The organism is Intrasporangium sp. DVR (genome assembly GCF_040365325.1).
Taxonomy (GTDB): Bacteria; Actinomycetota; Actinomycetes; order Actinomycetales; family Dermatophilaceae; genus Intrasporangium.
In genome coordinates this window covers 594,024-607,816 of the sequence record NZ_BAABZW010000005.1, presented here as the reverse complement: position 1 = coordinate 607,816, position 13,793 = coordinate 594,024, and the positions used below count along the sequence as shown (strand labels likewise).

Here is a 13,793-nt window from a genome sequence, read left to right as displayed (position 1 = left end):
CCCCGACGACGCGCAACGAGTGATCGACGACCTCGCCCAAGGTGGTCACTAATCTGAAGCAACTCAGGCCTGGCACGGGCCCTTCGAGGCCATCCCGGCCGCCGAGCTCTGGTTCCGCTTTCGGCACGATGCGCGCCTAGTGGGGGACCGGTGACCACGGGCACGAAAGAGGCCCTCTCCCGGAGTGGGAAAGGGCCTCTGACCTGTGGTGGAGCCAAGGGGACTCGAACCCCTAACCCCCTGCTTGCAAACTCGAAGCGGACTCCTCGGGGTCTCTCGCCCAGACACGGACGGAGCCGTCCAGGGTCGTCGAGGGTCGTGCGCGGGCGATCGCGTTGCAGTACTTCGTTGCAGTACGTGCGGTCGGCTCGGCGCCAACGGGCTCTGAGTGCAGCCGGTGCCTGCACACTGTCGGAGTGCCTTGTGCCGGACGAGCCCAAGCAGGTCGTGGACTGCAGGGGGCTCGGTGATGCCCAAGACTCGCGACGGTCCTGCTCAAGGATGCCGCTGCAGCGTTACTCGGATCGCCCTTGCGCTCCTCGCAAGGGAGGGCACAAACGTAGCCATACCCCAGCTGAGCCAGGCACCGCGAACACTTCGATCCGTGATGTGGGCCTACCCGGGGACACGCCGAGCCCCGGAACGACCTGGCCTCCAGGTCCGCCTAGCATGCTCTACAAGACTGTCGGCGGACCCTGCGAGGCTTCCGGAGTCGTCACATGAGGAGGAACAGGTTGGCCAGCAACGAGGAAGAGCCTCGGGTGTCCCCCAAGAACACACTCAACCACCTCACCTCCAAGGAGTGGCTGAGCGAGAGCGTCAGTGTGTGGACCCAGCGTGGGCTCGGGGCGGCGCACGCTGAGGCCGCCATCGAGAAGCTGCATCCCGCGCCTTTCAGTTATCAGGATGTCGCTCGTCTCATCCGAATGCTGTCAAAACAGGGCGGCCGCGTGCTCGATCCGTTCAGTGGCGTCGGATCGACGCTGAAGGCCTGCGCGTTGGAGGGTCGCGAGGGTATCGGCTTCGAGCTGTATCCCCACTTTGCCGAACTGACGCGCGTACGTCTCGCGACAGAGCTGCCTCAGGGACTCGAAACCTTGCCACAGACCATCTACGAGGGTGACGCGCGCATCTTGGCGTCCAAGCTCGAAGAGGGCAGCGTCGATTTGATCGTCACAAGCCCGCCCTACTGGGGCATTTTGAACAAGAAGGCCGACCACAAGGTCAAGACTGAGCGAGTGGATCGGGGGCTCGCGACCAATTACGGTGACGACAGCCGCGACCTTGGGAACATAAAGGACTACGACGAATTTATCGAGGAGCTGGGGGCTACTCTGGCGGCCTGTGGCCAGGCCCTTAAACACAAGGGATACATGGCGCTCATCGTGGGCGACTTCAGACACAAGAGCCGGTATTACATGTTCCATGCGGACATCGTCAACTCTCTTGAGAGGTATGGGTACACCCTTCAAGCGATGAACGTTCTGTATCAGCGCCACAAGCGAGTGTTTCCCTATGGTTACCCATACGCATATGTTCCGAATGTGCATCACCAGAACATTGTAATCTTGCGGAAGGTCTGAGCTTGAACCTCCTGATTCAAGGCGACTCTATCGAGAAGTTGCGCGAGCTGCCTGACGGCGCGGCACAACTGGTCATTGCCGACCCTCCTTACAACGTCGGACCCTCCTTCGGCATCGACCGCGAGTGGAATAGGTCAACTGAGTGGCTGCCATGGTCGGAAACTTGGATTAAAGAGTGCATCCGTGTCTTGGATGACGATGGGCAGATATTCATCTATGGAATCCACCACTACCAGTGCTACATCCAGGTGCTTCTCTATCAATTGGGCATGCACTACCGACGTCAGATAATTTGGCACTACGAGAATGGTTGGAGTCGTAGTCGAAAGACGCTCGCGACACACTATGAGCCTTTGCTCTGGTTTAGCAAGAGTGAACGCTACACCTACCACCCGGTGCGCGAGCCATACAAGAGCACCGAACGGTTAAAGCACAAGATCGTGAAAAACGGCAAGGTGTGGACGCCGAACCCCGAAGGCCGCATGGCGGGCGACGTCTGGCGATTTCCGACGTTGGCGGGCCGTCGATTCCAGGATGAGCGGGTTGCCCATCCCACGCAGAAGCCGCTGAGCCTAACCGACCGAATCGTTCGACACTTCAGCAATGAGGGCGACCTTGTGGTGGTCCCCTTTGCAGGAAGTGGAACGGAGTTGGTGTCTGCGGTGAGAAATGGCCGCAAGTACTGGGGCTGTGAAATCAATCCCGACTTCATTCAAATCGCCCAGGAGCGACTTAGGTCTCCGGAAGCTGATCCAAGATTGTCTGCCCAATCGAATTAACCGCGCGTGGTTGGTCCTTGTCCTCGTGAACGATCGCCCCGATGCCATCGTGGTTCAGATAATCGGCTAGAGCGCCTGGGATATCGGCGTCGAAGGCAGCGGCGCGAGCGATGGTGCGCCCTGTCCAAGTGGGCTCGACGTGGAAGTACTGGTAGTAACTGAGTTGCCCAACCGCATGGCGAGCCCGAGCGTACGCGTCCGTTTCGTTAGAGACTGACTTCATCTCCCAGAGCACGAGTGGCGCCGAGTCGTCATCTGGCACCCAAAGTAGGTCATAGCTGAACTCGTCTTCGAAGAGTTCGCCGACGCCGTCGCCAATGTGCAGGGCCAAACGCTTGACTAAGGCTTGGTGTAAGGCAGTGCGCTCCTGCAGTTTCTCTGCAGCCCGTGCCTGCTCCTCCGGAGATAAGGTCTTTGGGGGCTTGGTAGCACGGCGCGCCGCCACGGAGTCGGTGGTCACCAACTTTCCGACGGTCGTGCGGCGGCCTCGGCGTTGTGCTATGGCCTTCTTCGCTGCTGCTGGAGGGAGCGTGGCGGCCGTGGATGCCCCGCCAATGATGTTCCAACCATCCTGGGAAAGGGAGAAATACCCGTGGTCGTCCTCCACGATGAGACCAGCCGTTACGGCTAGAGACGGGAAGATCTTGACCGCGTTAGCGCGTTGGTGCTGAGTTATACCCAGCGCTTTCATCCGGTCACTTCTCGAGAGCCCGTACAGCTTGGCAACACGGTCAAACTCAGCATCGGAGTCGTCGACCGGCGCAAGTGCGAGCTCGAGTCCCTCGCGATGAAGGCTCGGGGCAAGCGCCAGCAGTCGCAGCATCGTGCGCACTGGATGGTGATAGTGAATTTGGCCCCTGTCGTACGCTTGGATGCTCAGCAGTCCCTCCACCAAGAGGGCCTGCTCTTCGACGCTATTAATCCCGGTCGCAAGGAGTGCCTTGCCCTCGTCAGTCACTTGGGCGCTGTCCTCGATCCAACCCATGTCCCGCAGAGTCCTGCGCAGTTCACGGGCGAACGTGAGCACCCCCTGACTAGATTTGGGCTTCTCCTTCTCCTCATCAATTCGCGCATCGACGTCGGCCTGGGTCGCATGGGTGCCGTCGAGGCCACGGAAGGTGTACACGCCCGCCTGGGCAGCGGCGTAGCCCAGCGCTTCGTCCGCGGTCGCGTCCTCCCCCTGGTCGTTGAGTTCGTGGATGATCGCCAAGGTGTCCCGAATGCGCCCGAAGGTGGACGCTTGGTTCGGGTAGTTTTTCAAGGCTCGACTCCCTGCATGCTGGCGGCCAATCTGGCTCACGGACGGTCTGATGATTTGCTCGGCCTCGTGGCCACAGCCTGTCGGGTTCGTCCCCTCTGGACGCTAGTGGCATTACGCGTCTCTGTCGGCGAAATGACCGCAATGGCCTAGTCGAGGCGGCGAGGACGGCGCGCCAGCGCCGCCCGCAGGCGCCCGCCGGCGGAGCCGGCGCCTTGATCTCATAGAGGTCTATTCGGCAACAGAGTGCTTCCGGAAGCTGTCGACGGCGACGGCACCAGCCCCGGGGGTGTCGAAGCCGCCGCCGGCGTCCCGCGGATACCGTGTGAGCAGCGCAACCGGATCCACGACGCGCGCGAGCGACGGACCCACGTTGTAAGCGTCCCCTGGTCACGGATGGACAGGCCCCAACCTAGATTCATGGCAGGCTTTGACCATGCCCATGGATGGGAGAGAGCCGGCGGACCTAGCAGAGCGGTGCCGGCTCGAATCCGAGTATGGATTGCTCGTCGACGGCACCTTGCGCCGCGTTCGCTTTGAAGGCGTCGAGGAGTACAGGAGCCTGAATCCCAAAGCGATCGACAAGCGCCGTTACCGGACACACTTTGTTGAGTTGCGTGAGGGACTGTCAGACCGCGAGTTTCATGTGCGCGGACAGGTCGATCGGCTGACGCCTTGGCCGATCTGGATCAGGGCCCAACGGGCAATCTCTTGGCTAGGTCTCCAGACCGAGCCAAGCAAGGGGTTGCTGGGCGGCCACTACTGGCGGCTTGAACGGGAGCAGATGCAGAACGTTGCTCGAGAGATCGATCGGGTTGGGATGTCCCATCCCAGCGTCGCCGAGCTCGGATGGCCAGTCCCCTCTCGCAGTGCACCTTTCCGGCCGCCTCACTGGCGCCTTGACCTCCGCCAGCTAGTCGCCTTGTCAGTGATCCTTGAGGCCCCGGATCGATAGGAGTGCCAAGCGCGGACTGACCTCGATTTGGTTGGCCAGGAGGTCGCGCGTTCAAGCTCAGGCCCGAAACATGGGCGAGCGAACAACGGCACCGAAGAGCAACTCAGGGACCTCGCCAGCGCGGACAGTATGACGCCAGTGCGTTGGCCTTACAAGGTTCATCGTCGCAGCCGCGTGAAGCAGCGCCGATGTGTGGCGGCACGGCACCCACCTTGATTCTGAGTTACCAATCGGGCGTGTCCGCTCTCTTACTGACTTCCAACCACCTTGGCACCGCCGCGCATCTGTGGATAACTGCGTGAGGGCACACCGCAGGGATGATCCCCTTAGCGGAGCAGAAGTAGGGCCGGACCGGACGGGTCAAGGGTGGCCGAAGGGCATCGCGCAGCGACGCCGCAGGCGCCCTTGACGCGACCGGGGAGGCCCGGATGATGTCCGCGACGGGGTCATCCCGGCTCTCAGCCACGTCCCTCCTTCGCGCGCAGCGCGAACGTAAACGCTTGGTGGACAGCGGTTCTGGAGTTCGTCAAGACTTGGCAAGTTTCTAGACTCGCTCCGCGCTGCGTTCCTTAATGGATCGGGGAACTACCCCAGACCATCTGAAAGGGGACGAAGATGCACACCTTGGAGACGCTCGCCACAGCCGCGGGCACGACCGGCCTGCAGGGCTGGATCAAAGCCAACATCATCCCGCTGCTGCTCCTGCTCATCGCGACGATGCTGTTCGTGCTCGCCCAGCGGGGCGACAACGCCAAGGCCATGCGGGTCGTGTCCGGCGTGATCATCGCGCTGGCGGTCCTGGGCCTGGCGACCAGCGGCAAGGCCGACAGCTTGGGGTCCTGGATGGCCTCGCTCATCACGGGGTGAATGCAATGCGACTTCCCGTGGATGACGAGATCTACAACGTCAACGCTGTCTGGCTCGGCCCGCCGAACCGTACCCTGCCGTTCCGTGCCCGTTACGTGGCCTACGCCGTTGGCGCGGTCGTGTTCCTGCTTCTGCAGGTCATCGAGCGACGCCTCGGCATCGGGCTGGGCTTCTTCTCGCTGGCCTACAGCCTTCTCGCGACCGTCGCGCTCACGCGCCTGATCCTCTCCGTCGTCAACCCCGACCGGCCCTTGGCCGCGGTCCTCGGCGCGTTCGTGCACGAGGTCTCCGCTCCTCGCCAGGAGTCACGGGTTGCGACGCACACAATCCGCCCGGCTCGGGTGCGTGCCGTCCCCGCGCGCCTGAGCCGGGCCCAACGCCGGCTGGCGAAGAAGAGCGTGACCGCTGCGGCCGCGGGCACCACCGATCCCGGGGACACGCAGGAGGTGACCTCATGACCGGCAAGAGCGGCCTCGCACTCCGCCGAATCAGTGGCCACTGCACCATCACCGGCGACAAGCTCATGGCTTGGTACCTTCTCGACCCCCAGGGCTGGTCGTTCCGGCCCGACGGCGTCCGAGAGCAACTCATCGTCGACGGAGCCGACGTCTTCGGACAGCTCGTTCGCCGAGAGATCCACATCCGAGTTACCACGCGTCCCTATCCGGTCGCGCGCTGGGCCGCCGACCACGACGCGAACGCACCCTCGCCGCTGCCCGCATGGCGTGACCACCTCATCACGGACCAGCGGCGCCTCGCCTCTCTGAGCATGGCCGACAAGGAGGTCTACCTCGGTGTCGAGATTCCGACCCGAAGCCCGGCCTACAAGGCGCTGGGCTCGTTCTGGGGATCGATGTCCGACCGTGAGGTCGCCGCGCTGTCGGGTCACGTCCGGGCAACCGACGAGCTGATGGCCTCCCCAGGCATCGAGGCCGCGCCCGCGACGCCCCGCCAGCTCGAGTGGCTCCTCCACAGGTCCTGCTCCCTTGGCCTGCCCGCGCCGGTCACCTTGGGTGCCGCCGAGCTCGAGGCCTGGGACGTCGCGGACCTTCACGAGTTCACCGACCACGTCCGGTGGTTCGCAGTCCCATATGGCCGGACGATCCGGGTCGTCGGCGAGCACGATGACGAGCGCATCGAGCGTCACGTCTGCGTCCTCTCGGTGGGCCGGATGACCGACCTCGAGATCCCACCCGGGATCCCGTGGATGCAGCGCACCGACCAGCTTCCCTTCCCCGTCGAGTGGTCCGGCCGCGTGCGGATCGAGGATGCTGCCAAGGTCGGCACAGCCTTACGCCAGAACATCCAGAAGATCCGGGCGCAGCGGGACCACTACGAGGTCGAGCACCAGGAGCCGGCGCCCGGGGCCCTCGACCGTCAGGCCGCCCGTGCCCTCACCGTCGAGGACGAGATCTCCATGGGCCTTTCCGGCCTCTCGACCCGCACTTCTGGTTGGTACCGCATCGCGGTGTCCGCCCCAACCGAGGAGGAGGCGATCCAGCGGGCCGGCATCGTGCGCAAGCTCTTCACACCGCAGATCACCATCGCGCGCCCGCACGACCAGTACGCCGTGGCACGTGAGTTCATCCCGGGTGAGCGGCTCAGCACAACGGCATACCGACGCCGTATGCCGGTCACCACGCTCGCGGCCGCCGTACCCGCAGCGACGGCCAAGGTCGGCGACCGGATCGGCATCCACCTTGGAGAGACGTCCGGCACCTCCTCGCGTGTCGTCACCTGGGAGCCCTGGCTCGCGACCGAGAGGGGAGAGGAGTCAGGTCTCGCGGTCCTGTGCGCGGGCCTCGGCGGCGGCAAGTCGACGGCAGGCGGCAACATCATCTACCGCACCGTCATCCAAGGCGTTCCCTGGACCGTCCTGGACCCCTCCGGCCGGCTCACCGCCCTCTGCCGGCTTCCCGAGCTCGAGCAGTACTCCCGCGCCATCGACCTCCTGGACGCCACGCCCGGCGCGCTCGGCACCTACCGAGTCATCGCCGAACCCCGTCGAGACCACTACGCCGAGGAGAGCGACTGGCGAGCTGCGATGGACCAGGCCCAAGACACCCGCCGGCTCCTCACGAGCAGCGTCCTGCGGGCCATGCTTCCCCGGCAGCTGCAGGAGCACGTCCTCACCGAGGTTGCCCTGCTCCGGGCCGTGGGACGGGTGCCGGCCAACGCGTGGAGCTCGTGCGACCAGGTCGTCTCCGAGCTCGCGTCGCTCGAGGGCGATGAGGCGCTTGTGCGTCACGCCGGGTACATGGCCGACTTCCTCCGCGAGGCGGCCAAGACGAGCCACGGCAGGCTCATCTTCCCGGCAGGCAAGTCCCTCGACCCCTCGGGGGCGGAGCCGCTCCTGACGGTCTACTCGCTGCGCGGCCTCGCGCTTCCGGACGAGTCGACGGCGGGCTCGGAGGACCTCGACGAGCGGCTCTCAATGTGCGTCATGTACCTCGCCGCCTGGCTCACGCAACGCGGCATGTACTTCGGCGACATCAACGCACGGAAGGGCATCTTCATCGACGAGGCGTGGGCGCTCTCGACCTTCAGCACCGGCCGCCGCTTCATCGACCGAGCCGCCCGTGACTCCCGCAAGCACAACACGCGCGTCCTCATGGCGAGCCAGAACCCCTCCGACCTGCTCAAGCTCGACCTGGCCAACCTCAGCTCCGCGGCCTTCATCGGCCGGCTCACCGGTGAGGAGGCCCAGCGCGACGCCCTGCGATTCATCCCCGGCATCCGAGATGGGCTCGGGTACGAGCAGATCTTCGGCACGCTCTCGAGGCCCAGCCGCGACGGGCTCAGGGGGCCTCGTGAGTTCGTCTTCAGCGACGGCAACGGAGGAATCGAGCGGATCCGCATGGACCTCTCGGCCCATCCCCACCTCCTCGAGGCACTCAACACGACCGCCGAGCCGCTCAAGGCACGCAACCGCGCAGCCCGGGAGCTCGAAGACGAGAAGGCGAGTGCGTGATGACCAGAAAGATCCTCGGCTCCCCCTCTCGGACTCGCCTTGTGCGGCGACTCTTGGTGGCCCTGTTCCTCACCATCATGACCGGCGTGGCGGTGGGCTCGGAGGCCATCGCGACTCCGACCCTGCCCGCTACACCCTGGGACTGCAAGGACGCTCCCGTCGCTGCCATGCCGGACGCGGGGCTGCCCGGCTTCTTCGACCCGGCACCTGACCCGATCCCACCGCAGGGCGACCCGTTCGCCGCCCAGCGGTCGACCACCGTTTACGACCAGTACGGTTACGCCGGCCTGTCGTGGAGCACTTACGACCTGGGCTGTGGGGGCGCGGTCCGTGACATCGAGGCCACCACGGACACGTTCCTCGGGAACTTCTTCTTCTCGGGCGCCACCTGGATGGCCTCCGCTACTAACGGCATCCACAACAAGGTCGCGCATCCCGACGAGTACATGGCGCCGTTGGACGACGTCGTCGGGACCGTCACACAGCGTATGCACGAGCGGATCTGGTCGCCATGGGGCATGGTCGCCTTTCTCGGCGTGGCCGCACTACTCCTCGCCTACTCGCTGCGAGGTCACCTGTCGTCGGTGATGACGGCCGCAGCCTGGGCACTGCTGGTGCTCGCGGTCCTCTCGGGGATCTCGCAGTACCCAACCCGCACGGCGAGCTTCTTCGACGAGACCGTGACGCAGTCCATCGCCTCCATCAACCAGACGAGCGCGGGGCTCACCTCGTCGGCGGGCAGCGACCCGACCAGAGCGCAGGGTGCCCTCATCGTCGATGACGTGCTCTACCAGGCATGGCTACGTGGCCAGTTCGGCGACCCGAACAGCGCAGCCGCCCAGAAGTGGGGTCCCGTCCTCTTCCGGGAGAGCACCTTCAGCCGTACCGAGGCGGCGACGGCCTCGAGCACGCCCGACGGCCTCCAGAAGATGACTGAGCAGAAGGCCAACGACTGGGTCGCCACCACGCAGGAGATCCAGGACAAGGACCCCGTCGCGTATGCCGCGGTGCAGGGCAAGTCGAAGGGTCGGGCCGGTGCCGGCTTCATGGCCTTCATCGGCGTCCTCTTCACGGGCTTGTTCCGGCTCGTCGCCGACCTTTTCATGTTCGCCGGCCTGGTCATGCTCCGGCTGCTCGTGATGTTCTTCCCTGCTGCGGCCGTCTTCGGGGTGCTCGCACCCATGGCGTCGATCGTCCGGCGTATCGGCAATATCGCGGGCGCCTCGGTCATCAACGTGATCGCGTTCGGGGCCGGCTCGGCGATTCACACCGTCCTCATCGCCGCGATCCTCTCCCGAGCCGAAGGCGCCGGGATGGGCGTGCTGACCTTCGTCCTCTGCCTCGTCGTGACCGTGGCGGCGTTCATCATGCTGATGCCCCTGTTGTCGCTCACGAACATTCTCGGCCGCCCATCGAGCACTCAGACCCTCCTTCGTCGCGCTGGCCGTGGAGTCAGGCGTCGTGGACTCCGGCGCGGCCGTCATGGGCAGGACGATGACGACGACGAGAGCGAAGAGGAGGAATCGGAAGAGGACGAGGACGAAGAAGAGGCCCCACGCCGTCGCTCAGGCCGTCGCAGGCGTCGCTCGACCCGTCGCGCGCGCCCTCCGGTGGAGGCCTTCGGCCGGCCCGCCACAGTCCCGTTGAGCACCCCAGTCTCAGCCGCAGACCCCGGCATCCGCAGCACCGCTCCCCGCGACACGGCGCCTTCGTGGCCGGCCCCGGCAAGGGAGTCCCGAGTCCCAGCAAACGCTGAAGGAACTTCCGACCTGCGACCGCCCACGGAGTCTCCGGCTCCTTCTGGTGGTCATGGAGTCCACCGACCGTCCACAGCCGAGACGCCTCACGCGCGGGACAGGGTCGTGGTCGGCGTCCTCGTCGACGAGCTGCCCACGGAGATCCGCGAGACACCGGTCACCCGGATTCACGACTCGCACACCGAGATCCGCCCAGACGGCGTCGGTCCTCGACTGTACGACCCGGCAACCAGGCAGACCGTGCTGCCCGAAGCACACTCAGGAGGAGTAGCGGATGAGTGACAACCTGAACCGCGCCCTCCGCTGGCCGCTGTGGTCATGGCGCAACCTGGCCATCACCGTGGTGTCGCTCTTCGTCGTCATCGCCCTCATCGGCCGAGTCAGCTCTGCCGTCGGCAGTGAGGGCGAAGAGCCGGCCCAGGTCACGTCCACCGTGGCCCCCGAAAGCACAGAGTCGGCACCCACGGTTATGCCGTCGACCGAGCCGATCGCGACTACGACCCAGACCTCGGCTGCCGTCGTTGCCGCAAGACCGGGCACTGACTGCCTCTCGAGCGCAGCAAGGTTCCTTCACGAGTGGATGCAGTCGGACCGTCCTCAGAAGGTGTGGCTAGCAGCGATGGCTCCCTACGCGACTCCCGCGTTCCTCGAGGAGTTGCGCAGCGTCGATCCCGCAAACGTCCCGGCCACCAAGGTCGAAGGGGAGCCGCGGCTCGTTGGCCAGAACGGCGACCTGCCCATCGCGCGGATCACCACCGACGGGGGGCACCTCGACGTCGTCCTTGCGCCGACCGGGTCCGCGTGCCTCGTCGGTGACATCCGCCCGACAGACGACGTGCCCGGCGCTCCGACACCTGTCCTCACAGCCACACCCGAGGCAGGAAACTGAGATGCCAGCCCCTGTCGCACTCGCTGCCGCCCTCGCCAAGAAGCTCCTGTGGCGACGGGTCCGCCGCGTCGCCTATGTCGTGCTCCCTCTGGTCGGATCCGGGCTGCTCGCGGTCATCCTCTTCACCTCGCTGCTCGGCGCCTCGAGCGAGCAATCCGGGATGCCATCCAGCGGTGGCGCGTGTCCGGGAGCGGAGCTGAGCGACAAAGACGTTCCGGGCCTGACAGGGGAGCAGACCCGGAACGCGCGCACCATCGTAGCCGTGGGCCGGGACCTCAAGGTTCCGTCCTACGGCTGGGTCATCGCCGTCGCCACCGCCATGCAGGAGTCGAGCCTCGTCAACATCCCGCACGGCGACCGTGACAGCGTCGGCCTCTTCCAGCAACGGGCCGCCTGGGGCAGCACCCCCGAAAGGATGGACCCTGTCCAGTCCGCCCGGATGTTCTACACCGGAGGACGGGGCGGTCAGCCGGGGCTCCTCGACATCGCCGGCTTTGAGTCCATGGCGGTGACCGAGGCCGCGCAAGCCGTCCAGCGCAGCGCCTTCCCCAGCGCTTACGCCAAGTGGGAGGCATTGGCCGTCCAAGTCGTCGGCGAACCGTCCATCCTCTCGTCGGCCTGCTACTCCGCCGCTTCGGCCATGGACGGAACCGCAGGAGGCGAGGCCGTTCGCGCCGCGCTGAAGTGGCTCGGCACGCCCTACAGCTGGGGCGGAGGGACGATCAACGGCCCCGGGGAGGGATTCGGTCGAGGCGCCGGCATCGTGGGATTCGACTGCTCATCTCTGACGCAGTACGCGTGGCACCAAGCGGGCGCCCGCATCCCTCGAGTCGCCAGCGCCCAGGCCGCGGCTCTCCCTTCGGTCGGGCTCGACCCGGCGGCATGGAGAGCTGGAGACCTGGTGTTCTTCCACGCGCCCGGGGATCCCGCGACCTTCTTCCACCATGTCGGCATGTACGACGGGCAAGGCGGCATGATCCACGCCCCCCGCACGGGCCTGACCGTCGAGGTCGTCCACGACTTCCTCTCTCAGCCCTACTGGCGCAACGAGCTCGCCTACGTCGGCCGCCCGGCAGCTTCCCAAGAACCACCCGTCGTCGCAGGAGCCCACCATGACTGAGTACCAAGCCAGCGACTTCGACGCGCAGTTCGCCGCCCTCGTCGCCGGGCTCGAGCCAGTTGGTGAGGCGCTGACGCCTGCGGCTGCGGGCAGACCCGCAATCCTCACGGACCGTCTCACGCCAGGCCAATCCTCGCCCCGAGGCCTGCGAGCCAGGTTCCTCATGACGAGCCTCGACCACCGAGCCGGCCTCACGGCATACGGTTGGCGCGACAGCCTGCGCGTCGTCTCGTACGCGCCACCACACGCACACGGTCTCGACGAAGTCGGCGTCGTTCTGCAGGATGAGGCCGACTTCTACACCGGGAACTCAGATCGACGAGTCGTGGTCGGGCTGTCTCGCGTCTGGGTCGAGCGTCTCGTCATCGTCGACGAGCACACCCCCACAGCCACAGCTCCCGATGCGTGGCTCGAGAACGCCATCACCGATCCCAACCTGTCGCGGATCGAGCCTCTTCAGCGCGTCGCCCGGAAGCATCACCTGGTCGGCACTCGGGTCACGTTGGAAGTGGAAGACGGCTACTTCGATGAAGATCTGAGGGCCGTCTCCCCGGTGCAGCTCGGGTCTGGCGGTGACCTCGTCGTGGGCGTGGTCACCGAGCGTGACTGGTACCTGTGGGCTCAGCACTCGTATGCGCCAGGCGAGCGTGTCGTCCGCGTCGTCCCGATCGACCGCGTGTGGATCCAATGACCACCACGACACCCTCGCCTCCGGCGCCCCTCTGCCTGAGTTCTCGATTCCCTGTCCTCGCCGCGTATATCGTCGTCCTATTCATCACTGCATGGAAGGACGCCATGATCGAGGTAGGTGCCGAGCTCCGCCGCATCCGGGAGGCTGCGGGGATCTCGGGTTCAGCAGTCGCCCGCGACCTGGGCTGGTCCCAGTCGAAGATCTCCAGGGTCGAGACGGGACGCTTCGGCGCGTCCGTCAGCGAGGTCGCCGAGCTGTTGAACTACTACGGGGTCGCCGAGGAGGTACGCGCAGAGATCCTTGGGTCCGTCGCTCGAAGCAGTGGGCTCGAGGGTGCGTGGATCGTCAGTGCCGGGGGAGCTCCCCGACGCCAGGCAGCCGTCGAGGCCGTGGAGACGCGGGTGAAGCGGTTGCGCCAGTACCAGGCGTCGTGGATCCCGGGCCTGCTCCAGACCGAGGCCTACACACGCGGAATCTGCGAAGCTGCGGGCCTCGACGCGGAGGCTGTCGTCGGGCAGCGTCTCGAGCGCCAGAGGCTCCTCGGAGAGCGGCTCGGCGTCCGCTACGACGTGGTCCTGGATGAAGCGGTGCTTCGCCGATCGCTCAGGACCACGCGAGTGGACATGGCGAGCCAGCTGGAGCGGCTCCTCGAGCGCATCGAAGAGGGGTTCGCCGACCTGCGGGTTGTCACCCTCGGGTCGACCAAGGCCACCTACGTCGCAGGGTCCTTCGTCCTCTACGAGTTCAAGGCCGGCACTCCGGTCGTGCTCGTCGAGGCACAGACCGCGGACCTCTACCTGTCCGCGGAGCGTGACATCACGGCATACGAGCGGCTGTTCGAGCAGCTACGCAAAGACGCCCTCGACGTCGACGAGTCCCGTCGCGCGATCGAGAGTGCACGGCGCGACTGGGCGTCGTGAAGA

Annotated in this window: 11 protein-coding genes; 10 read left to right on the top strand and 1 reads right to left on the bottom strand. The window is 65.7% G+C overall.

Translation table 11 applies throughout. The features are described 5' to 3' along the window. The first annotated feature begins 734 nt into the window (after nucleotides 1–734). Nucleotides 735–1,583 (top strand): DNA methyltransferase, encoded by an 849-nt coding sequence (locus ABWV20_RS07370; RefSeq protein ID WP_353354181.1) that lies wholly within the window; start codon nucleotides 735–737, stop codon nucleotides 1,581–1,583. A 2-nt stretch (nucleotides 1,584–1,585) separates the two neighbouring features. Continuing rightward, entirely contained in the window at nucleotides 1,586–2,362 is a 777-nt protein-coding gene (locus tag ABWV20_RS07365) for a DNA-methyltransferase (protein WP_353354180.1), read from the top strand. On the opposite strand, the gene ABWV20_RS07360 is transcribed toward ABWV20_RS07365, so the two are convergent. Next, the gene (locus tag ABWV20_RS07360; RefSeq protein ID WP_353354178.1) at nucleotides 2,316–3,623 is read right to left on the bottom strand and encodes a hypothetical protein; all 1,308 of its coding nucleotides are present in this window, start codon (nucleotides 3,621–3,623) and stop codon (nucleotides 2,316–2,318) included. The two genes, ABWV20_RS07365 and ABWV20_RS07360, sit on opposite strands and share 47 nt — an antisense overlap. 1,567 nt (nucleotides 3,624–5,190) lie before the next feature. Here ABWV20_RS07360 and ABWV20_RS07355 point away from each other — a divergent pair. The 8 genes from ABWV20_RS07355 to ABWV20_RS07320 all read left to right on the top strand — a co-directional run bounded on the left by ABWV20_RS07355 (nucleotide 5,191) and on the right by ABWV20_RS07320 (nucleotide 13,790). After that, a complete protein-coding gene (locus ABWV20_RS07355; protein WP_013490916.1) occupies nucleotides 5,191–5,442 on the top strand; it encodes a hypothetical protein in 252 nt (83 codons plus the stop codon). 5 nt (nucleotides 5,443–5,447) lie between these two features. Beyond that, on the top strand, nucleotides 5,448–5,900 hold the full coding sequence (locus ABWV20_RS07350; RefSeq protein WP_353354176.1) for a hypothetical protein: 453 nt from the start codon (nucleotides 5,448–5,450) through the stop codon (nucleotides 5,898–5,900). Continuing rightward, the gene (locus ABWV20_RS07345; RefSeq protein ID WP_353354175.1) at nucleotides 5,897–8,413 is read left to right on the top strand and encodes an ATP-binding protein; all 2,517 of its coding nucleotides are present in this window, start codon (nucleotides 5,897–5,899) and stop codon (nucleotides 8,411–8,413) included. The genes ABWV20_RS07350 and ABWV20_RS07345 overlap by 4 nt, the downstream gene beginning before the upstream one ends. 41 nt (nucleotides 8,414–8,454) lie before the next feature. Then, on the top strand, nucleotides 8,455–10,452 hold the full coding sequence (locus ABWV20_RS07340) for a hypothetical protein (RefSeq protein ID WP_353354174.1): 1,998 nt from the start codon (nucleotides 8,455–8,457) through the stop codon (nucleotides 10,450–10,452). Then, nucleotides 10,445–11,059 (top strand): hypothetical protein, encoded by a 615-nt coding sequence (locus ABWV20_RS07335; RefSeq protein ID WP_353354173.1) that lies wholly within the window; start codon nucleotides 10,445–10,447, stop codon nucleotides 11,057–11,059. The genes ABWV20_RS07340 and ABWV20_RS07335 overlap by 8 nt, the downstream gene beginning before the upstream one ends. Nucleotide 11,060: 1 nt before the next feature. Continuing rightward, a complete protein-coding gene (locus tag ABWV20_RS07330; RefSeq protein WP_353354172.1) occupies nucleotides 11,061–12,179 on the top strand; it encodes a C40 family peptidase in 1,119 nt (372 codons plus the stop codon). Next, on the top strand, nucleotides 12,172–12,870 hold the full coding sequence (locus ABWV20_RS07325) for a hypothetical protein (RefSeq protein ID WP_353354171.1): 699 nt from the start codon (nucleotides 12,172–12,174) through the stop codon (nucleotides 12,868–12,870). The genes ABWV20_RS07330 and ABWV20_RS07325 overlap by 8 nt, the downstream gene beginning before the upstream one ends. Nucleotides 12,871–12,974: 104 nt before the next feature. Next, on the top strand, nucleotides 12,975–13,790 hold the full coding sequence (locus ABWV20_RS07320; RefSeq protein ID WP_353354170.1) for a helix-turn-helix domain-containing protein: 816 nt from the start codon (nucleotides 12,975–12,977) through the stop codon (nucleotides 13,788–13,790). Nucleotides 13,791–13,793: the final 3 nt, after the last annotated feature.